This window comes from Gemella sp. 20925_1_85, assembly GCF_041433735.1.
Classification (GTDB): Bacteria; Bacillota; Bacilli; order Staphylococcales; family Gemellaceae; genus Gemella.
Window position 1 is genome coordinate 1 of the sequence record NZ_JAPWCC010000029.1, and the last position, 22,681, is coordinate 22,681.

Annotated in this window: 18 protein-coding genes and 1 pseudogene; 14 read left to right on the forward strand and 5 right to left on the reverse strand. The window is 29.6% G+C overall.

The annotated features are described in order from the left end of the window. Window positions 1-53: 53 nt before the first annotated feature. Window positions 54-1,076: a ribitol-5-phosphate dehydrogenase gene (locus O3884_RS07775; protein ID WP_371452728.1), complete on the reverse strand. Its 1,023-nt coding sequence runs from the start codon at window positions 1,074-1,076 to the stop codon at window positions 54-56. A gap of 1 nt (window position 1,077) precedes the next feature. Further along, window positions 1,078-1,785 carry an IspD/TarI family cytidylyltransferase gene (locus tag O3884_RS07780; RefSeq protein WP_371452729.1) on the reverse strand — a complete coding sequence of 236 codons (708 nt, stop codon included), beginning with the start codon at window positions 1,783-1,785 and terminating at the stop codon, window positions 1,078-1,080. Between the two features lie 208 nt (window positions 1,786-1,993). Here O3884_RS07780 and O3884_RS07785 point away from each other — a divergent pair, with 208 nt between their 5' ends. The 11 genes and pseudogenes from O3884_RS07785 (at window position 1,994) to O3884_RS07835 (ending at window position 16,471) form a co-directional block, all read left to right on the forward strand. Next, a complete protein-coding gene (locus tag O3884_RS07785) occupies window positions 1,994-3,403 on the forward strand; it encodes an oligosaccharide flippase family protein (RefSeq protein ID WP_371452730.1) in 1,410 nt (469 codons plus the stop codon). 298 nt (window positions 3,404-3,701) lie between these two features. Further along, the gene (locus tag O3884_RS07790; RefSeq protein WP_371452731.1) at window positions 3,702-4,556 is read left to right on the forward strand and encodes a hypothetical protein; all 855 of its coding nucleotides are present in this window, start codon (window positions 3,702-3,704) and stop codon (window positions 4,554-4,556) included. A 602-nt stretch (window positions 4,557-5,158) separates the two neighbouring features. Further along, a complete protein-coding gene (locus O3884_RS07795) occupies window positions 5,159-6,595 on the forward strand; it encodes an SIR2 family protein (protein WP_371452732.1) in 1,437 nt (478 codons plus the stop codon). A 537-nt stretch (window positions 6,596-7,132) separates the two neighbouring features. After that, complete coding sequence (locus O3884_RS07800) at window positions 7,133-7,573, forward strand: ImmA/IrrE family metallo-endopeptidase (protein ID WP_371452747.1); 441 nt, start codon at window positions 7,133-7,135, stop codon at window positions 7,571-7,573. Window positions 7,574-7,576: 3 nt separating this feature from the next. Beyond that, complete coding sequence (locus O3884_RS07805; RefSeq protein WP_371452733.1) at window positions 7,577-8,038, forward strand: hypothetical protein; 462 nt, start codon at window positions 7,577-7,579, stop codon at window positions 8,036-8,038. Window positions 8,039-8,242: 204 nt separating this feature from the next. Further along, window positions 8,243-8,821 (forward strand): annotated as a pseudogene (gene rfbC, locus O3884_RS07810) (dTDP-4-dehydrorhamnose 3,5-epimerase). Between the two features lie 718 nt (window positions 8,822-9,539). Further along, window positions 9,540-11,048, forward strand: coding sequence for an RNA-binding domain-containing protein (locus O3884_RS07815; RefSeq protein WP_371452734.1), 1,509 nt, complete (start codon window positions 9,540-9,542; stop codon window positions 11,046-11,048). Between the two features lie 294 nt (window positions 11,049-11,342). After that, on the forward strand, window positions 11,343-11,915 hold the full coding sequence (rfbC, locus tag O3884_RS07820; RefSeq protein WP_371452735.1) for a dTDP-4-dehydrorhamnose 3,5-epimerase: 573 nt from the start codon (window positions 11,343-11,345) through the stop codon (window positions 11,913-11,915). Between the two features lie 68 nt (window positions 11,916-11,983). Further along, the gene (rfbB, locus tag O3884_RS07825) at window positions 11,984-13,012 is read left to right on the forward strand and encodes a dTDP-glucose 4,6-dehydratase (protein ID WP_371452736.1); all 1,029 of its coding nucleotides are present in this window, start codon (window positions 11,984-11,986) and stop codon (window positions 13,010-13,012) included. A gap of 1,282 nt (window positions 13,013-14,294) precedes the next feature. Next, window positions 14,295-15,446 carry a hypothetical protein gene (locus tag O3884_RS07830; protein WP_371452737.1) on the forward strand — a complete coding sequence of 384 codons (1,152 nt, stop codon included), beginning with the start codon at window positions 14,295-14,297 and terminating at the stop codon, window positions 15,444-15,446. Continuing rightward, the gene (locus O3884_RS07835) at window positions 15,440-16,471 is read left to right on the forward strand and encodes a hypothetical protein (RefSeq protein WP_371452738.1); all 1,032 of its coding nucleotides are present in this window, start codon (window positions 15,440-15,442) and stop codon (window positions 16,469-16,471) included. The genes O3884_RS07830 and O3884_RS07835 overlap by 7 nt, the downstream gene beginning before the upstream one ends. A 584-nt stretch (window positions 16,472-17,055) precedes the next feature. On the opposite strand, the gene O3884_RS07840 is transcribed toward O3884_RS07835, so the two are convergent. Genes O3884_RS07840 through O3884_RS07850 form a run of 3 tightly spaced genes read right to left on the reverse strand, consistent with a single transcriptional unit; the run spans window position 17,056 to window position 19,136 of the window. Next, window positions 17,056-17,628 carry a CYTH domain-containing protein gene (locus tag O3884_RS07840; RefSeq protein WP_371452740.1) on the reverse strand — a complete coding sequence of 191 codons (573 nt, stop codon included), beginning with the start codon at window positions 17,626-17,628 and terminating at the stop codon, window positions 17,056-17,058. Continuing rightward, the gene (mnmM, locus tag O3884_RS07845; protein ID WP_371452742.1) at window positions 17,616-18,185 is read right to left on the reverse strand and encodes a tRNA 5-(aminomethyl)-2-thiouridylate-methyltransferase MnmM; all 570 of its coding nucleotides are present in this window, start codon (window positions 18,183-18,185) and stop codon (window positions 17,616-17,618) included. The genes O3884_RS07840 and mnmM overlap by 13 nt, the downstream gene beginning before the upstream one ends. 21 nt (window positions 18,186-18,206) lie before the next feature. Further along, window positions 18,207-19,136 carry an SAM-dependent methyltransferase gene (locus O3884_RS07850; protein ID WP_371452743.1) on the reverse strand — a complete coding sequence of 310 codons (930 nt, stop codon included), beginning with the start codon at window positions 19,134-19,136 and terminating at the stop codon, window positions 18,207-18,209. A gap of 595 nt (window positions 19,137-19,731) precedes the next feature. Between O3884_RS07850 and O3884_RS07855 the strand changes: the two genes are divergently transcribed. The 3 genes from O3884_RS07855 to O3884_RS07865 form a co-directional block, all read left to right on the forward strand. Then, window positions 19,732-20,013: a DUF6110 family protein gene (locus tag O3884_RS07855; RefSeq protein WP_060914599.1), complete on the forward strand. Its 282-nt coding sequence runs from the start codon at window positions 19,732-19,734 to the stop codon at window positions 20,011-20,013. A 1-nt stretch (window position 20,014) separates the two neighbouring features. Further along, window positions 20,015-22,069: a heavy metal translocating P-type ATPase gene (locus O3884_RS07860; protein WP_371452744.1), complete on the forward strand. Its 2,055-nt coding sequence runs from the start codon at window positions 20,015-20,017 to the stop codon at window positions 22,067-22,069. Between the two features lie 274 nt (window positions 22,070-22,343). Further along, the coding region (locus tag O3884_RS07865; RefSeq protein WP_371452746.1) for an excalibur calcium-binding domain-containing protein at window positions 22,344-22,681 on the forward strand (338 nt) is incomplete at its 3' end.

Below are 22,681 nucleotides of genomic sequence, written 5' to 3' on the forward strand. Positions count from 1 at the left end.
AAATAATATAAGAAAACTGCAATACTTGAAGTTAAACAAGTATTGCAGTTTTCTTATATCTCCCATTTAAAAACAGTTTTAAATGCAGTATTTAAATCAGTCATAAACACCCTATGAATGTCTTTAATATTTCTCACAGGTTGTTCAAGTTCAATAATATTCTTGAATCTTCTTTCGAATTTCTTGTTACTAAGCATCTCAATAGCTTTCTCAAAGTCGATTCTACCTGAACGTGATGAACCTATTAGTGTTAGTCCTTTTTCTAAGATATCACGTGTGTTAATATTTACCTTATATTCACTAACTCCCATTAGTACTAGACTACCTTGTGGTTTGATGTACTTGATTAAGTCATTTATCGCATAACCACTACCATCTCCACCACAACATTCTACACCGTGATCAAAAGTTAAGTCTTCAGGAATATCATCTGTGATGTATCTTTCTTTTGCGAAACTAAATAGTTCTAGTTTCTCCCAGTGACGACCTATTACGATTATCTCACACTCTGGAAGAGTGTAGTTTATTATATTCGCCATAACATAAGCTAGACTCCCATCACCGATTATCGCTATTCTATCTTTTTTACTATGTGAATTTTTTAAGAATCTGTCCATGGCGTGCATACCTACACTTATGAACTCTGTAATAGCCGCAACAGAATCTTCCACATCGTTATAAGCTACCACTCTATCTTTAGGTAATGCTACAAATTCTCTCATAAATCCATCAAAACCACTTGATAAGAAGTGCGTTCCTGGCATGTAGTTTTCATAGAATTCTTCATCACTTTGTCTTGGTGGTTGGTTCGGTATCATTACTACCTTTTGTCCTACTTTATACGTTCCTGTAGGATCTGCGATTACTATCCCTGCACATTCGTGAATTAATGCCATAGGTAACTTTTTAGCCAGTACCTTAGGATCTCTTTTCCCTTGGTAGTATCTTTGGTCTGCGTGGCATAGTGCCATGTAGTTTGGACGGATGATGATTTTATCATCATCGTTTATATTTTCTTCGTTATATTTTACATTAATAAACTTCGGTTTAATTAATTGATATATTTGATTTATCATATTACTCGTCCTCTAGCATACTCTTAGCTATCTTAAGGTCGGTTACTGTAGTTATTTTAATATTAGAGTATTCTCCCTTAGCTAGTGCTACTTTTTTCCCTTTTATAACGAATATCTTACATGCATCTGTAAGTATTTGTTTTTCTTCTTTGTCTAATGAGTTATATAGATTTAAGAAATCTAAACATTTAAAACTTTGAGGTGTTTGACCTTGGTAGTAGTGAGCTCTGTTAGGAATATTTGAAATATATTCTCTGTTAGTACTTTCTACGATTGTGTCTACTGCTTCTACCACTGTATCTACCGCATCACTTTCTTTAGCTAGACGTATGTTGTCTTTAATAATTCTAAGTGTAATAAACGGTCGAACTGAATCGTGAGTTATGATGATATCCTCATCAGTTAAAGGTTTGTATTCATTAATTCTATTAATTATATTTTCAATCGTTGTATTTCTATCAACACCACCGGGTGTAATAATGATTCTATCAGCAAACGTTGAAACATATTGTTCTACTAAGTCTTCAGCATGAGATACCCAATCTTCATGAACACCGACTACGATTTTTTCGATTTCAGGCTCTAATAAGAACTTCTCGATTGTGTGGATAAGTATAGGCTTCTTACCTAATTCTAGGAATTGTTTTGGCATATTGCTTATTCCCATTCTAGTTCCTGTTCCACCAGCTAATATTCCTGCGTATATCATTTTTTCGCTCCTTTAAAATATTGTAAAGTTTGTTACTAATCATTATTAATTATAACATGAAAGATTAGAATTTCAAAAACATTGATAACTAATATTAATAGAAAAATAGTTGAAATATAGCTATAAATTACGTATACTTATACTAGTAATAAAAAAATTTAGAAATCTCCTATTTTTAGGAGTTTCTCATATGTGATGAGGAAATATAATGAAAGTAATAAAAAATTATTTATATAATCTTTCGTATCAAATATTAACGATAATATTACCGATAATAACAGTACCATATGTTACGAGGATTTTTACTAGCGAAGATCTAGGAAACTATGGATTTTATAATTCTATTGTGAGTTATTTCTCGTTATTTGCGATGTTAGGAATTGGTTTATATGGTACGAAGCAAATAGCGGCTGCAAGTGATGTAAGTAGCACTTTTTGGAATATTTATGCAATTCAGCTTATTGCAAGTTTGATTTCTATATTTGTATATGTGATAGCAATTTTATGTATTCCGACAATGAGTGGGATAATACCATTAATATTATTTATTTCTCTATTCTCAAAAATCATTGATATATCATGGTTATTTTCAGGAAAAGAAGACTTTAAAAAAATAACGTTAAGAAATACAGTTGTAAAAGTAGTTGGAGTAATTAGTATTTTTACTTTTATTAAAAATAGTGAAGATTTGTATTTGTATATATTTTTAATAGTTGTTTTTGATTTTTTAGGACAAGTTGTAATGTGGGTGCCGGCGAAAAAATTTATAAAACGTCCTTCATTTAATAAGAAAATAATGAAGAAAAATCTACATCCTATTATATTATTATTTTTACCACAGGTTGCAATATCGCTTTATGTTGTATTAGACAGAACTTTACTTGGTTTACTGGGATCATACTCAGATGTCGGGATTTATGAACAAGGACAAAAATTAACAAGTATCATTTATAAAATTGTTAGTTCTCTAGGGGTAGTTATGTTACCAAGGGTTGCAAACCTTCTATCAGAAAGAAGAGAAAAGGAAGCACAAAATATGGTAAAATTCTCTTTCATTTTGTACAACCTTATAATTTTTCCGATGATTTTTGGCCTTATTGCAGTAAATGAAGTATTTGTAAAATTATTCTTGGGGAAAGATTTTCAAGATGTAAAGTATGTGTTGTATATTACAACAGTTAACATTATGCTTGTAGGTTGGACGAATATTCTTGGGCATCAGGTGTTAGTAGTTAGGAATAAAAATAAAGAATTCATGCTATCGACGACGATTCCTGCCTTTGTCAGTGTGGCTGTTAATATTGCAGTTATTCCACTTTTTGGATATATTGGAGCGAGTATAACGGCTGTAATTGTTGAACTTTTAGCTTTTACTATTCAATGGTATTATAGCCGTAATATTATTAATAAGAATTTACTGTTCAATAAAGATTTAGCGAAAATCATTTGTTCGTCTCTAGTAATGTTTGGAGCAGTAATGTTGTGTAAAATGACATTAGGATTAGACGGAATTATCGGACTAATAATTTACCTTGCAGTTGGAGGTATCAGCTATCTAGGAATGATATTCTTACTAAAAACTGTCAACATCAGAGAGATGAAAGCAATGCTTAAGTAGGGAGTAGAGTTTGGCTATATTAGATTTATAAAATTTATGTAGTTTTTAAAATTATAGAATTTAATCGGTTTGATGATAAATCAATCCGATTTTTTTGGGATTAGTTAATAAATCAACAGTGATTAAAATTTATGAATTTTATTGTATATTGAAACTTATTTTGATATAATTTGTATAACATAAGTAAATAAAGTAAAGTTATTAAGGAGAGTTATTGATATATGGTGAAAAATGAAATAATTGAATTAATAAAAAATAATAGAACTAATATTAACTATGTTTTATTTAAGGAGATAATGTGAGAGGTGATATTTTGAGAACGAGTAATTTATTTTCAATATTAAAGAGTAAAAAGAATTATATATTAGCTATATTTTCTGCAATTATTGAATGTCTCATTATTTATTCTAGTAATAATTCGTTCATATTACTTAATGAAAACAGGGTATTGTATATTTCTTCTACTTTATCCCAAGTGGTAGCTACTTTATTTGGCTTATCTATAACCGGATATGTTTTTCTTGATGGAAAATTAAAAAATGATGTTGAAGAAGATGAATCATTAATTGATATAGTCGGCGATTTGAAAGCTAAATATAAATCAAAAATCCTTTCTACTGGGATTTTAAGCTGTTTGGGTATCTTCCTATGCATAATAAATATGTGTCTAAGCGCGAATAACTTCATCACTATTTTTGTTTTTAATAATAGTCTGGTTATTACTTTCTTTTCAATAGTAAAAATAATTTTGTTTGTTAAAAAAATTATTGATCCACAAAAAATTCAAAAAGAAAGTTCTAGTGGTAAGATACAGTTAATGGAAAAATTAGAAGAGGAATCAGAAAGTATCAGTGAGAAAAATAATAATGATAAAGTTAGTATTGAAGATTTTTTGATAACCTATAATAATATAGAAAGTAAAATATCAAATCTTGTTAGTTCGTCGGTCAAAATAAATGGGAAATATAATAATATGCATCAAAATTTAAAGATATTGGAATCGGGAAAGAAAATAGATATGAAGTTGCTTGAAAAAATAAATATTCTTAGAAGATATAGGAATTATTTGGTACATGGTAGAGATATGATTGTAGATGAGAAAGTGTACTATTTGGCAAAAAAAATAAATGAAGAATTAGAAAAGTTGTTATAAGGAAAAATACTAAAAATTAAATGTTAAATATTAATATAAAAATGAATAGTTTGCTAAAAATCTACAATAATAATTGCCTCAAAATAAGGATATAGATGTGATGAATCACCCTATCAAATATTGAAGAGGTTGCTTCATCGTTAGATATGAGGATTATTCGGGTAAATGATGTTTGAAGGGGGGTTCCTTCTTCTAGTAATAACAATAAAATAGTTTTTAATTACTTTTTTCTAGGGATAGATAAATGATTTCATTTTTTGTCGATAATTTATGTTTATTCTAGTGTTCTAATAACAATTCTAGTTAATTTTCAGAAAGGATAGTGTTTGAATTTGCTATTAAATTATAATGTTTTGTGAAATATGTTAAATGTTGGAGGTTATGAAATAAGTTGATAAGTAGTATAATAAAGTTAATATATTATAAATCAAAACGTAAAAATATAGTTATATGATTACATGTAAAAAATATAAGAGAAATATGTAAAACGATTTTATTTTAAAGTTAAAATATTAATAATTTATTATGGAGATTAAAGTATGGATATAAAGAAAAGTATATTAGAATTATTGAAATCTGAATATAATATTAGATATTCGTATATGGCAATAGAGAAAATAATACTTACAGTTTTTGAAGACTATTTAAAAAAACAGGATAAAGAAATTATATTTCCAAGAAATATTAATCATAGAATAAATTTTGATGCAATACTCCCAGAGGGATTTGATACTATTAGTGGAAAAGTAGGTGTAGAATTAAAAATATATAGAAATAATACTCAGATAATTAGAATATACGACATTATAGGACGAATATTAGTAAATAGTGATAATATAGATGTGCTATTATTAGTATTGGTTACTGAAGTTTCAGAATGTACTAAACAAAAAATTTATAGAGAAACTGCTCATTTAAATTTTAAAATATTAATATGGGATATTAATGATGTTGTTGATATGTGTAGGGAAAATGAAAGTTTCTTTTTTGAAACATACACTAATATAAATAATATATTGCTTAATGATACTGTAACAACAGGATTGCATAGGGATAGTGCTAATTATAAGCAAAAGAGAGATGAATATGTTAATCAACTTAGTCAAGAATATAGTAAGGATAATATTGTATTATTTCTAGGAGCGGGAGCGTCTTTTGATGCTGGAATTTCTACATGGGATAATCTTATTTCTAAATTATTTGTAGCATTACTTGAAGAGAAATTTAGAGGAAATGGTGTAAATATTTCTTTTGATAAGAAAGACAGAATAGTAGAGAAATTGATGGAACAAAATAGCGGATCACAATTGTTACAAACCAGATTTATAAGAAGTGGGTTTGAGAATAGATTTACTGATATAGTCAGTGATATTTTATATGAAAATTCTCATTCTACCTCTAGTTTAATAAATGAAATCTGTCAATTGTGCATTTCAAAACGTGGAAAAATTGGAGTTCAAGCAGTTATTAACTATAATTTTGATGATCTAATTGAGAGGAATTTAGAAAGGTTAAGAGTTAAGTATCGTTCAATTTATGCAGAAGGAATGATTCCGGATAATGAAGAGGTTGGAATTTATCATGTACATGGATTTTTACCTAAGGATAAACAAATCTATAAGGATTTGGAGAAGTCTTTATTAGTATTTTCTGAAGAAGGGTATCATAAATTATTTTTAGAACCATATAATTGGGCTAATATGATCCAACTTAATTATTTGATTAATAATACATGTATATTTATCGGATTATCAATGACAGATCCAAATCTAAGAAGGTTGTTAGAAATTTCAGCTCAAAAGAGTGTGGATATAGAAAAAAGAGCAAAGCATTATGCTATATTAAAAAGAATGGAGTTTAAGGAGAATGAAAATTTTGGAAGAGATGATAAAATAGTTAAATTTGAAAAAATATATGAAGTATTACAAGAATCTTTATTTGCAGAATTAGGGTTAAATATTATTTGGATAGATAATTTTTCAGAGATTCCTAATTTATTAAAAAAAATTAAAGAAAATAAATTTTTTAATGGTGAATGATAAATAATAATATAAAATTTATTATAATAAGCTAGTTTGTGTATGAATTGTAAAATTTAATCTAAATATGTCAAAAAAATTCAAAGTAAAAATTTACATTTTATTTATCTGATTTTTGGAAATAATCTTTAAGTCTATAAGAATTTCTAGCTATTTTATTATATATGAATGGTGTAGTAATCTGTCTATAGTCTTTGTTTGGTCAAGTTTGGATGTTATCATTTTGATATAGATTAATAATTAATTTCTTAAAATCTTAATTATAGATACTTTTTATTATTTAAAAAACTTTTTTTCTGTATATTATATTGTATATTTTGTGTCTATTTTTAGTATATTTTCAAACAAAAGATGAAAAACAAAAATAGTTGAATAAATTATTTAAAGGAAATGAACAATTTGAATAAATATTTAGTGTATCGTTAGGTGGGATGAAAAAGTATTAAAAATAGTGGAAATAATACGTGAAATTGTACCACAATTATTTTTGTAAAATGTAATAGAGGATATAGAAGAAGAGCTATAGAAAGTGTAGGTATATCCGTTAAATATTCAGATATGATACACTTAGAAACAAGCAATGTTTCATGTTATATGAGAGTTATTAATGGTAAACCAGAAATTATTGTAAATTTTACTGATATTGAAACAAGAAGAAGATTTACAATAGCACATGAATTAGGGCATGTATTTTTACATTGGAGTTGGCTTCCAGATAAGTATTTATCAGAGGGACTAGTAGAAGTTTCATATAGAAATGGTAAATATACAGAAGAAGAATTAAAAAGAGAAAGAGAAGCAGATAAATTTGCAGCTGAATTTTTAGCACCTAAAAAAGAAGTAGAGAGAAGTTTAAAAAAATATATGGAAGAAGGAATATTAGATAAAGAAATACAAATGAAATTATTAGCTGAAGAGTATAAAGTTTCTAATCCGATGGCATACAGGTTATGGTATGAAAATAGATTTGGAGATTAATTTATGAGTAAAGATAGTAGTAAATTAATTAAGGAACTAGAAAAGCAGACTGTTGAAATTAATAAGGAGCATATAGTAAATACTCCTGAGAAAAAATTTATTGAAAACTTGAGGAAAAAGAATGAGAAATATTTTGAAAATGAAAATATATATGAGAATATAGATTCTATTCACAAAGAGCATATAAAGAAGTTATCTGATTTGGTAATAGAAGAACTACAACAGAAACAAAGTTTGAGTAAAGTATCAATGAATATAGCTATAGTATCTTTAGTGGTATTTGGAGTAGCTGTTATAGGTTTGTATATAGCTTTACTGTACAGAAATGTGGAATTTAGCGATAAATTATTAATAGGAATAACAGTTACAATGTTTACAGCTATTTTAGGATTAGTAACAATAATCTTTAAATATTCATTTAGCAAAACAAAAGATGTTACTGATTATTTAGAGATAGCTATATAGATATAAAGAAAAAGAATAAAAAAGAATAATTTATAAAGTAGAGTAGATAAATCTGCTCTATTTTTGGTTCTCTGTCAATCTGAGTTGATTTGTTATTATTTATTTGTAGAGACTTAGAGAGATTTCCATTAGAAAATAAGTATTAAATACAGTATAATTAAGAATGAAAGAATTAGTCTAATCATGGAATAGGAGCAGTTTGGAATGAAAGTTTTTGATACAAAATTAAAAGATGTGAAAATAATAGAACCGGATGTTTTTGAAGATGAGCGTGGTTTTTTTACGGAGAGTTATTCTGGAGAAAAGTATAAAAAACTAGGTATAGATTTTAATTTCGTTCAAGACAATCATTCATTATCAGTTGAAGCCGGTGTTATTCGTGGATTACATTTTCAAAGAGGAAATGCAGTACAAACAAAGCTTATTTGCGTGGTAACTGGAATGGCATTAGATGTGGTCGTGGATCTTAGAAAAGGCAGCCCAACATACGGTCAGTGGGAAAGCTTCACCCTTTCAGAACATAATAGAAGACAACTTTTAGTTCCTAGAGGGTTTGCTCACGGTTTTGCGACTTTAACACCTAATGTTAACTTCATGTATAAGTGTGATAATTATTATAATGCAGAAGCAGATACAGGTATTGCATTCGATGACAAAGAGCTTGCAATTGATTGGTAGATTGATTTATCAAAAGCGATTATTTCGGATAAGGATAGAAACCTTCCTACATTTAAAGAATTTGAAAGGAGCAATGATTTTGAGTATGGGGAAATGGAGTTATAATATTTTTCCAGAGGGCTCCATTAAAAAGAGAACTTAAAGACACAATGGTTTATTGATAGCTAAATTTTCTCCATAAGAGCTTTTTAGATATTTAATTAACTTCGTTGGGGTGACTTGACAATAAAAATCATGATTTTTGAGCCACTACTATTTTTATGGAAATCTATGTTGGAATACTCATAAGAATAAGTTCTTTTTACGAGTGTCGTACTTTATAGTCTAAAGGAATTTATTCTTTTTTCAACCCTTTCCGTAATAATTTTACTATATCAGTTAATGACTTTTATTGTATATCTAGTCTGGGTTTGTTATAATGAAGTTACATGAGTAAAGTTAGTTATAGATATTAAAGTAGAAGTGTAAATAAATTTCAAGATACTAATCCTTAGGTTTATTTTACAAAAATTTGCTTATTCTTTTTTAGAGTTCTGCTACACTTACACTTAAATATTAGATATAGTTGAAAAATTATTAGGAAGTATTTAATGTACCGCATAAAGATAAAGTAACTAACTATTTAATAATTATAATTATTTATAAGATTAGAGAATTGATTGAAATAAATAGTCGATTATTAAAAGTTTTAAAAGGAAAAGTAATAAAGAACCACAGCGCGTTCGAATAGGCGGTCGGATGAAAGCTTATAATAAAGCCGAAAAGTGAGATTATTTTTCCATAGGCGGTCGAATAAACGAATAAATAGAAAGGACGGGTACTTATGATTAATGAAAAAAATATAAAAAAATATTTAGAATTAGGAGAAAATCAAAATTTAGAGTTCAAAGAATCCGAAAATAAGTTTCCAATAAATGCTCTAGAGACAATAAGTGCGTTTGCAAATACAGATGGAGGAATAATTATTTTGGGTGTTAGTGAAAAAGAAAAGAATATCATTTCTGGTGTTGTAAATCCTCAAAAACAAATAAAAGAATTATTTAATCATATGAACAATCCAAGAGAGATTAGTAGGAATGTATTAAGTAATGATGATGTTTATTCTGTCCAAATTCAAGATAAATCTATTATTGTTATTCATGTCGCTCCTGAGAATTATAAAAACAAACCAATATATTTAAAAGACAATCCTAATAAGACCTATATTAGACAAGGAGAAGGAGATTATTTAGCAACTGAAGAAATTATACAATCTATGACAAGAGATGCCTCTCGAGATAGTTATGATAATAAATTATTAGATGGATATACTATTGATGATTTAGATAACCTATCTATTCAAAAGTATAAAGATATTCTAATGAGAAATAATCCTGATCATCCATTCAACAATTTAACCACAATAGACTTTTTAAAAAAAATAAATGTTATACAGAAAAATAGAAAAAATAATGAGGAATGTTTAACATTAGCAGGACTTTTAGTATTTGGGAAACATGAATCAATAAAAGAATATTTACCCCACTATAATGTAGAATACATTAGAAAATCTAGTAATATTGAAAATTCCTCTTATTCTGATAGATTAATATACGATGGGTATTGGGGAGAAGATAACTTATTTAATTTCATGTTCTCGGCATTTGAGAAACTCAAATTAACTATTTCCGATAATTCGAAAATTTCAGCAGATTATTTGACTAGAGAAAGTAATTCTAAATTGATAATAGCAATAAGAGAAGCATTAGCTAACTCTATAATTCACTGTGATTTTTTAAATCATAAAGGGGTTTTTATTATTAGATATCCAGACAGAATGATATTTATAAATGGAGGAAGTCTGAGAATCAGTAAAGAAGATTATTTTACAGGCGCTCATTCTACGCCAAGAAATCATTATATACAAGAAATTTTCAGGTTAATCAACATATGTGAAAAAGCAGGGACCGGGGTTCCAAAAATTATGAATGCTGTTAAAGAATATCAATTAAAAAAACCGGAAGTCAAAGCAGAAATAGATTCTTTTGAACTTACTATATGGGACACGTCAATTATAGAAAACTTAAATATATCTAATGAAGTTGAAAAAGGAATTATTGAACTGATTATACGAAATAAATTTTGTAGTAGAGCAGAGATAGAAAAAGAATTAAAAATCTCGAAAACGACAACAATTAAATATTTAAATAGTTTAAAAGAAAAAAATATTCTCGTTTCATCAAAAATAGGGAAAGTACATGTGTATAAATTGAATGATACTGAACAACATCTAGAAAAGTACAATATGGTTAATACTTTATATTCTATTATTGAAGAAATTAAGCGTAACTAATTCATATATATATGATTATTTAATATTTTAAAAATGAATTTTATAGATTTGATAATTTTGAAAACTTAAGTGAATAAAATGGTATCCTCAAATCTCAAAATCTCAAAATTTTAAAAGATTTAAATAAGAACTTATGGGTGAAGTGATTTATAGAAAACCAATTGAGTTTAATCTTAGTTGGTTTTTTATTTATTTTTTAAGGTTTGGAGAAATTCCCATTAGAAAAAAAGTATTAAATACAGTATAATTAAGAATGAAAGAATTAGTCTAATCATGGGATAGGAGTAGTTTGAAATGAAAGTTTTTAATGCAAAATTAAAAGATGTGAAAATAATAGAACCGGATGTTTTTGAAGATGAGCGTGGTTTTTTTACGGAGAGTTATTCTGGAGAAAAGTATAAAAAACTAGGTATAGATTTTAATTTCGTTCAAGACAATCATTCATTATCAGTTGAAGCTGGTGTTATTCGTGGATTACATTTTCAAAGAGGAAATGCAGCACAAACAAAGCTTATTCGCGTGGTAACTGGAATGGCATTAGATGTGGTCGTGGATCTTAGAAAACGCAGTCCAACCTATGGACAGTGGGAGAGTTTTATCCTTTCAGAACATAATAGAAGACAACTTTTAGTTCCTAGAGGCTTTGCTCACGGTTTTGTGACATTAACACCTAATGTTAACTTCATGTATAAGTGTGATAATTATTATAATGCAGAAGCAGATGCAGGAATTGCATTCGATGATAAAGCTCTTGGAATTGATTGGCAGATTGATTTATCAAAAGCGATTATTTCAGATAAGGATAGAAACCTTCCTACATTCAAAGAATTTGAAAAGAGCAATAATTTTGAGTATAGGGAAGGTTAAAAGAAGAATAGATTGCTTTAGAAAGTAGCAGTAATCTTGTATTAAATATTTTTGAAAAGGTAAAAAAGATGAAGAATATTATAGTAACAGGTGGAGCTGGATTTATTGGTTCTAACTTTGTACATTATGTTATAAATAACCATCCAGATATCCATGTGACTATCCTGGATAAATTGACTTATGCAGGAAATAGAGCGAATCTTTCTGGACTTCCAGAAGATAGATTTGAACTAGTTGTTGGGGACATCGCGGATGCTGAACTGGTTGATAAATTAGTTAGTAAGACTGATGCAGTAGTTCATTATGCAGCTGAATCTCATAATGATAACTCACTAAAAGATCCATATCCATTTTTACATACGAATATTATAGGAACATATGCTTTAATTGAAGCTTGTCGTAAGTATGATGTTAGATATCATCACGTATCTACTGATGAAGTATACGGAGATCTTCCATTACGTGAAGATTTACCAGGAAAAGGTGAAGGAGTTGGAGAGAAGTTTACAGCTGAAACATCTTATAATCCATCAAGCCCATACTCATCAACAAAAGCTGGTTCAGATCTACTAGTAAAAGCGTGGGTACGATCTTTTGGACTTAAGGCGACTATATCAAACTGTTCAAACAACTATGGCCCATATCAACATATCGAGAAGTTTATCCCTAGACAGATAACTAATATATTATCAGGAATAACACCAAAACTATACGGTGAAGGTAAGAACGTGAGAGACTGGATTCATACAGAAGATCATTCATCAGCAGTTTGGGCTATTTTGACAAAAGGTAGAATTGGAGAAACATATTTAATCGGTGCTGATGGAGAAGAGGATAATAAAACTGTTATTGAGTTAATCCTTGAACTTATGGGCAAAGATAAGAATGCATATGAGTATGTAAATGATCGTGCTGGACATGATCTTCGTTATGCGATAGATGCATCAAAATTACGAGATGAATTAGGATGGAAGCCGCAGTTCACAGACTTCCGTCAAGGATTAGCTGAAACTATCCGTTGGTATGAAGAAAACGAATCTTGGTGGAAAGAACAAAAAGAAGATATAGAAGCCAATTATGCTAAAAATGGGCAGTAATAAGAAAGAGTCGATAGAGTGATGATGGAGGAGATCTTCGAATTAATTGACAATAAGAAATGGTATGTGGTAGAATGTAAATAAGTGAATTGGACGATTATATTCACATGCAACCACGAAAAGCAACTGAAGTAACGGTTCAGTTGCTTTTTTATATGTATTAACATACTATTTTATATGAGAATAGATATTCATACATGAGTGAATAACATGTACGTCGTGCCTAAATAGGGCTACCTTCTCTTGTTGTTTTTATCATTTAGGAAATAAAAATATTCTATAAATAGGAGAATAATTCCTACAAATAGTCCAACAAGAATTTGGACGATTATATCGTACATGTAACCACCTCCCTTTCGGGGCAGTAGCCTACCTTTATTATATCACCATAAACTATGTTAGAAAAGGTTTTCTTATTGATGTTAAGATTAAAATTGTATTTTTAAGATTATGTAAACAGAAAATAAAAAAGGTGGTTGCCGAGAAAAAAGAACAGTGATTTCAAATGAAAATTGTTTGACATGATCTAGAAATGTGTGATAAAGTATAGACAAGTGGATAGGAAGTAATAATACTTTTTAATATAAGCCCTAATTTTGATTTTAATCAGATTAGTGGTGAAAATCACGTGTAGAGTGGAATTTATGAGCTGTGTCTAGAAGTAAGTTGATATAAATTAAGAGGATAATATTATATATTAGGATTAGTATTCCTGATAATAAATTAATAAGAATTTGCAAAATACTAGTATTCATATCACCACCTCATTTCGGGCAAGGTATCAATTTATATTAGACATAAGTGAAGATGATTTACGCTGAGTCAATAGCTAAAACATGGGATAGACTATAAGAAGTGAATGATGTCTATCAAATTTCACCACGAAAGCCAATTGAAGGTTCAGTTCAATTGGCTTTTTATATGTACTAATATACCACCTTGGGAATAAATACACACACACAAGTGAAGTATGTGCGTCGTGAGTAAAAATGACTATCTATGTCCTTAGTTTTATCATTATAGGTCATTTCGTGAAGTTATAAAGAAACTTATCTTATTAATCATGAGATAAGTTTTTTTATTTCTGTTAACTACCATAAATTATTTTTTATTCTTCTTAATTATCAATTTACTGATTGTTAAGTTTGTATTATATTAAAATATAGTGTAGAATAAAGTTGAAGGAAGGGTGAATTTTATAAAAATTTTCATACAAAAGTTGATTGTTAAAATCTCTGTAATTTTTATAGATTTACTCAAGGAAAAAAAGGGGGAGGCAGACATGAATAATAAAAAAATTATAGAATTTCCTGTTAATAAAAAAGGGTATACAGGAATTAGGAACAAAACATATAGAGACTTCGAGCTTAATTATGGATATAGTAGGATTAAATTCTCATCTGAAGAGATTGAATTTGATTTTAAGGAATCGATGAGACTTTTTACTGAATTTATTGAGAATATCGATGATCCTAAATATGCGATTTATATTGAAGATGCGATAGCTTTATCTAAGTATAATGTGGATGCTAGAGTCTGGAAAATTGTTAGTAAAGACTGTACAGAATATGAAATAGAATTAGCATTACTACGCCTAAAAGATGAAGTATACACCTTTGAAGAAGGTTATGTCGAGGGTAAACTATTTCCGATTAACTATCTTCATTTAATAGTTTGTCACCATCTTGCGGAATTTTATTTAGGTAATAAGCTGTATAGTAAAGTTTGGGATGCATATAAACCTTTTTATTTGGCTTTAGATATGGCTGATGAAGTTTTAGTGCCGATGTATCACAATTTTATCGTAGCTAGCCTGATATTAAACGATTTTACAATGCTTAACCATTACTATAAACTTATGAACAAACGTGGTAAAAATGATGATGTAGTTTTATTATCGAAAGTCTTCTATCACTTGATGCAAGGTGAGGAGAAAGAGGCTGTTGCGTTTTACAATAAATTGATAAAAAATAATAAATACATTTCAGATGTGTTAGATAGAATTGCTAATCCTAAACTAATAGAGTTCAGTACGGATGATGATTGTAAGTATCTAGAAGCACTTAATACGGTTATAAAATTCGATTATTTCATAAGTAAAGAGTACTACTTCGACTTCCTTATGCATGTGAGAGAAAGTGAATATGTAATTGGAGATGAGCTGGATAAATATGCAAATCGTAAGGAAATAACAGTTGCTGATATGAAACGCGATAAATCGTTTATGGCAATTAGAGATACGGAATTAAAAATTATGCACGAGAACTTTTTATTAACGAAAGAGGATTTCTTGAAAATCACGAAATCAGAATTTCTTAAATTAAAAGGTTTAGGTAAGGGGACTATCAGGAACCTACATTTAAACGGTGTAATGTTCGCCGATGATAGTGAGTTTGATATCCAGATGGATCTTATGGAGGATGACTTATGGTAAAACATGATAGAGAATTCGAAATATTGCTTAAAGAGTTTTTGAAAACTGAAGGGAAGCATTTTTCTAGTAAGGAAGAGGCTACCGAGGTGTTTGAGCGTATTTATAATTTAGTTGAAGAAGGTTATGAGATAGATGCTTCTCTTAGTGATTATGTTGATGCGATTGATGAAGGAGACATGAGTGTCGTTGATAAAATTAGTGCTTTACGTGAACTTCACGAGGGAAATAAAGACGCTCTAGAGAGGGCTGTAGAGTTAGAAGAGGATATCATGTATTCAGATAATGATGAAGATGCTGAACAGATGATAATAGCGGATGTTTTGGCAGGATATTATAGTAAGGCTGGTATGAATGAAGAAGCTGCGAAACTGTATGAACTTATGCTGATGGCGAATCCAAGTGACTTCCATGAGGTTATAGATCTTTTAACGCTTATGTATGTTCGTCTAGATAGAGAAAGTTCATTAATGGATCATATCGATTGTTTCGATTATGAAGAATCAGAAGCTACATTGTTATTGTTAAGTATCTTTGGTATAAATCAAGAAAGATTTGACGAAGCACATTATTATATGACTAAACTTAAAAAACTTAACAAGTACGTAGGTAGTATATTTAAAGGTGGATTCAATAAAGTTCTAGATTATATAGTAGGAACTTCTGGTAATACAAAAGGTGATAATAAGGAAAAAGCTTTTGAAATGCACTTTGCAGCTGATATCGCTAAAGAATATTTAACTAATAAATATCATTATGAATTGTTAGAGAAATTCTATAGAGAAGATATAGAGAAAAAACAAAGCCTGATTGTTGAAGGACGTAAGTCTGTGTCTAAAGAAGATATGAAAGAAGATCCTGTCTTCAAAGGTATGGAAAAACAATTGAACAAGTTTATCGATGTAGAATTGTATAATAAAGAAATTATCGAAAGTTATACAGAAAAAGAACTGAAAAAACTAGACGGTATCGGAGTAGGTATTATCAAAAAACTAAAAGATAATGGCGTGAGGTTCAAAGAGGAGTAGGATAGATTTATCTATTAGTAATATGTATATACAAATATATAGAAGCTTTTTGATTCTTGTTTATACATGTAAATGAATAATGATTAGAGTTTGATTTTTAAAACATTTGTATATGCAAAAAAATAAAAATCTGGGAAGAGTGAGTGACTTGAAAATAAATTTTGTCGAGTCAACTCCTAGTTTCCCAGATTTTTTTATTTAAAATGGAAAAAAGGGTCGAAATTTCCAATTTGGAAAGAAAAAGTGAGTTCAAAATGGAAAAAAGGGTCAAAATTTCCATTTTGGAAAGAAAAAGTAAGTTCAAAATGGAAAAAAGGGTCAAAATTTCCAATTTGGGAAGGAAAAGAGAATTCAAAATGGAAAAAAGGGTCAAAATTTCCAATTTGAGATTGGAAAAGTAGTTCAAACTAGAAAAAACAGGAAAAATTTCAATTTTAGAATTAGGATGGAAGGTCCCCCTTACGCCTGTAATAAATTATAACGAAAACCTCCCATATTGTTGGAAGTGATTCGAGAATTGTGATTTCAGAGAAACAAGATTTTGTCGAATCATGCCAGGGAGGTTTTTAAATCTCTATTTAGTTTTATCTTTTTGAATACTCTACAGCTCTTGCTATTTTTGGTTTTGCAGGATTTTTGTCGATATTATTTTCTTCTAATAATTTCTCGAATGCGACTAATCCTGTTTCGTAATCTTTTGTCTCGAATTCTAATTCATAATCGATGATATCGTTGATAAATGTTGTTTCGTCAAGCACTAATAAGCCCTCTTTTAAAGCAACTTCGTGTCTTAATGTCTCGATTTTTTGAATCAGCATAGGAGTTTTAATCTTCACGTTCATTCGCTCTAGTTCGGCGATAATTTCATTCGGTAAAATCGGCAGTACCGTCGGCTCTTTTGGATATCTTTCATCAAGAGGTATGTTTATCTCAATATTTTGAGTTTCACCTTTTACCTTTAGAGTCATCTCTGTTTTTTTATTTGTATAACGAATTCTTAGCGCAGCTCCGATTTTCTTGAAACTTTCATCTGCATCATCATAGTAGAAATTTTTGTTTATTATTTCTTCAGAATTCGCTAAGTCATATTTTTCAAATAGTACATCATATTGATCTTTTGTCAGTAAGTTTTTAAATTCTATTTCTATCTCTCGCATGAAATTTCCTTTCTTTTTTCAATCGCAATAATAAATGGCGCGTTGTTTTTCTGATTAATGAATTGATAAACCAATACTTCAGCTTCTTTTTGATCAAGATTTTGAAGTTCATTTAACAATGCTTCTTTTTCTACCTTACCGTTCTCATGTCCCCAATAAACAACAATAACAATTCTCCCACCAATTTCTAGGTGTAATAAGAATTTTTTAATCGTCGCAAGAGTCGTCTCGGCTAGAGTAGTTATTTCATGATCTGCATTTGGTAGATATCCCAGATTAAAGACAACCGCACGGATTTTTTCATCTATATACTTATCAAATTCAAAGTGTGAATCAAGAACAATCTCGCATTTATCCGTCAGCTCAGTTTCTTCGATTAGTTTTTTAGTGTTTTCTATTGCCAATTGTTGGATATCAAACGCATAGACCTTTTTAGCTGAAGTCTTCGCTAGAAACAACGTATCATTCCCATTTCCAGCAGTAGCATCAACAACGATTGAATTTTTATCAATAACTTCTTTTAATAATTTTTTGCTAAAAGCTAATACTTTATCCATATTATTGTCCTTATTATAAAATTATTTTTGTCTGTCTGCTTTCATTTCAGAAAGAATGTCATTAAGTTCGTAGTAGTTATCGCTAGCTATTGTAAAGTCAAGTGATGTATTAATAATCTCAGCTAGTAATTTTGAATTATCACTTGTATAGTCTTCTTCACGGTTTAAATTTGCTTTAAGACCTGCAACAAGTTTTTCTAATTTTTCTACTAAATCAGCCTCTGTAGTTTCATCATTTTCATCGAATTCTTTAGTATAGTCTTTGATATTAAAGCTAAGTCCATCTTTTAATGGTGCGATATATAAAGCACGTAGGTTATTCACGTCCTCACCAACCGCAGCTGATAGTTCATGTAGAGGTGCCGTATAAATTTTCTCATCTTCTGCACCAGCTTGCTCAATAACTGTAACCTCATGATCATAAGGATAGAATGACATAAGTTCATCCGAGATATTAGCCGCAGTTAAATCATCATAACATTGAGTAATAAGTAGGTGTTGCAGAGGATTAACTTGTCTTAAAGTCTCCAGCGCAGTGGCATCAACAAGAGAGAATCCTTCCACAGGATCAAACTTAGCCGCGTTAAAACAAGAATCTAAAAAGCTCTCACCACCAACAATTTTCACGTCTTTATCACTGTTTATAAGAAGTTGAGTAGTCAGCTCAGCGACCATAGGATGCCCAGGAACAAGATACATTACATCGTTATTCTCAGCAACTTCAAGAATATAATTCGCAATACCATTATACGTATTTTCGAAATTTTCACTTTCTGTATAAAATCTATCACAAGTTTCAAACGCTATATTATTCTCCTCCAAGAAAGAAATCGCAGGGTGCTCCTTAGTACGCGCAATAACCTTAGCATTAGTGTTATCTAGTAAAAGTTGTTTAATATTTTCTTTAATGTTTGAACTATCATTCGGTCCAAGTCCAATAATATAAATCATGGGGTTCTCCTTATTGTGTACTTAGTCTATTTAATCTTAAATATCGTGACTCAAAAATTGTGATTTCGAGGAAACTAATATTTGTTGAGTCAACCTCTTTCTTTAACATAGCTATTATAACATAAATTAAGTTGCGAGTTGATAAAAATACTTATTTGAATGTTATTAATTCATTGTTCAAATCTTCAGTATTGTATGATTGAAATTCGAGTGAATTATAAAAAATAATGATATATTTTACATTAATAAACAAGTTTGTTCACTACAGTAAAGAGAAGAAATATTTCTTTGGAAATTTAAGTTTTCCTGGTGAAAATTTATGAGATATGGTGTTTTTAGAGTTAAATTATTATGAAATATAGGTGAAATATATTGTAAAACTGTAAGATAATGCAAATTTTCAAAAGTAGTTAAGTTAGAATAAAACATTAAATTTTTGATTATACAAGTGAAGTTTTAAGTGGGGGTATTTTCAGAATATAAAGGTTTTAGAATATTGAAGAATATTAGTTAAAGCTTGATATATTAGGATTTACATATAATTTCTAAAGTGATATAATAATATAAATAAAAAGTATATAAGGAGGAACTAAAAATGTCAATCAAAGCATTAAAAGTAGCAAAAGCTGCACTTAAAACACCAGGAGTATTCGCAGGAGGAGTAGCATTCGGAACTTTAGGTCTTAAACTTTTAGCAAGTAAAGATGCTAAGAAAGGTTACTCAGTTGTTTTATCAAAATTATATAAAGCAAAAGACGGAGTAGAAGGGACAGTATCAAACATTAAGCAACATGCTGATGATGTAGTAGCGGACGCTAAAGATTTATACGAAAAAGAAAAAAGAGAAAACAATCTTCAAGAATTAGAGGAAAAATAAGATGGATTTTAAAATACTACATCTTTCAAGTGCAAGAGCGAGGGTTAGAGCTAATTTTCGCTTGACACCAGATGTAAAAGTATATTTTAAAGAACAGGCATCAAAAATCGAGAATATACAAAAAGTGGACTTTTATCAAGATGAGTACACTTTTGTTGTTATATTTAAAGAGGGCCATGGTAGTTGTTTACAAGAATTCTTTAAATTAGTAGATAAAGAAAAAGTAAGAGACTGTTATGAAAATCCAGTAGTAGTAGCTGAAGAAAGTCCTTATTCAATAATTGTAGATGCCATGTTTTGGCGTGCGATGTCTAAATTATTTGTGCCGTTACCACTAAGAGCTATTCATACATGGTGGAAGGCATCAGGATATTTAAAAGATACTCTGAAATTATTAGGACGCAAGCAAGTTACTATGGAAACTCTCGACTCTGCAGCAATTCTAGTTTCATTAGCGACGGGGGCGCGTGAAACGGCAAGTTCTATTATGTTCATCCTAGAATTAGGAGAAGCTCTAAACAACTGGTCTGAGAAAAAATCTGTAAAAGTACTAGAACAAAGTCTAACTTCTATGGATAGAGAAATCTGGCTTGTTGAAGAAGAAGGTAATAGAAAAGTAACTTGTGCAGAGGTGAAAAAAGGCGATATTATTCTAGTTTCAGAAGGAAATGAAATCTTATTTGATGGTATTGTAATGAATGGGGGAGCTAGTGTTGATGAAAGTTCATTGACAGGAGAAAGTTTCCCAGTTGTGAAGAATATTGGAGATGAGGTCTATTCCAACACGATAGTTGTTAACGGTGAGATTAAACTAAAAGTTGAAAACCCACAAGTTAATGGTCGTATCCAACATTTAATTCAGCTGATGAAAGATTCTGAAAATAGAGAGGATACATATCATTACAAATATATCAAATTAGCTGACAGTATAGTAAAATATAACTTCCTAGCGATGGGACTAACATATTTATTTACAAGGTCATTCACGAAGGCGATGTCGTTTTTACTAGTAGATTACTCATGTGCATTGAAATTATCAACACCTGTAGCATATCTAACTACTATAAAAAACCTAATTGATCAAAAAATTGTGGTGAAAAATTCAGTAACCCTTGATAAATATGAGGATATAGATACATTTGTTTTTGATAAAACAGGAACAATCACAGTATCTAAACCGTATATTCAGGAAGTATTACCATTTTATGAATATTCTTATGAAGAAGTTCTTAGAATTGGAGCGTGTTTAGAGGAGCATATCTATCATCCGATTGCCAGTGCCGTTGTAAGTAAGGCAGAAGAAGATGGAATTGAGCATGAAGAGATGCATACAGAGTTATATCACATAGCTTCGAAAGGGATAGTATCTCATATCGACGGAGAGAAAGTAGTTATCGGAAGTAGACAATTGCTAAAAGATGAAGATGTAGTTGTTACTGCTGAGCAAGAACAAATTATAGCCGAAAAACAAGAACAATATAATCTATTATTCTTAGGGTACAAAGGGAAATTAATCTCAATTTTCTGTGTAGATATCCCATTAAGAGATGAAGCTAGTGCAGTATTAACTGAACTTAGAAATAGAGGTAAAAAGGTAGTTCTTTTAACAGGAGATAATGAAATTAGAACCAAGAAAATTTTAAAAGATGTAACTTTCGATGAAGTACATACAAGTATGACGCCAGTTACGAAATTTGAATACATTAAGAGTGAAAAAGAACAAGGAAGACGCGTCCTAATGATAGGTGATGGTCTGAATGACTCAGCAGCATTATCAGAAAGTGACGTAAGTATCGTTATGAGTGAAAGTGCTGATCTTTCAAAACAAATTAGTGATGTTGTCCTAAAATCAGATTCACTAAACTCATTATTACTATTATCAGATGTTTCAAAAACACTACGTGCACAAATGAGCAACAACGTTAAGAGTACTGTATCAATTAATAGTTCATTAATATTCTTAGGATTAATAAATGTATTACCATCGAACTTATTAGCATTACTGCACAATCTAACAACATTTAGTATCGTACTTAAGAATTTTAATATTAAGTAGAGAAGATCAAAAGGTGATGAGCTGATTATGTTGGGAAGAAGGTGACTCTTCTTTTGAATATGTAAACTAAATTACTCTTATTAATCGCCGTGGTATGTAAACTAAATAATAAAACTCGGATCTGGGGAAATCTAGATTCGAGTTTTGCTGTATAGATAACTTAAATCTCGAAAAATACGTATTACTTATTTGAGATTCTCTTTATGATTATATTTGAAAATGTATACAATATATAGTAATATGTAAATATAATGAAATAAAGGAGAGCGTTTTAGTGAATAAAAAAAGAAGATTATTAAGTATTATGGCTGTTGCATCATTAGTAGCAGGTATAGGAGAGGTAGCAAGTCCACAGGCACAAGCAGTTACATTCCATAGTTGTAAAGAGGCGTGGAACCAAGGGTATGGAGATATTCGAGTAGGTGAAGATGGTTATTCAAGACATCTAGATAGAGATGGTGATGGAATAGCATGTGAAATCAGTAAATCAAATGGACAATATAAACCACGTGCTCAACATTCTCAAAATGGTTGGGTGAAAAGTGGCGGATTTTGGTACTATTATAAAAATAATTCAGTAGTAAGAAACGCGTGGGCAGGAAACTACTGGCT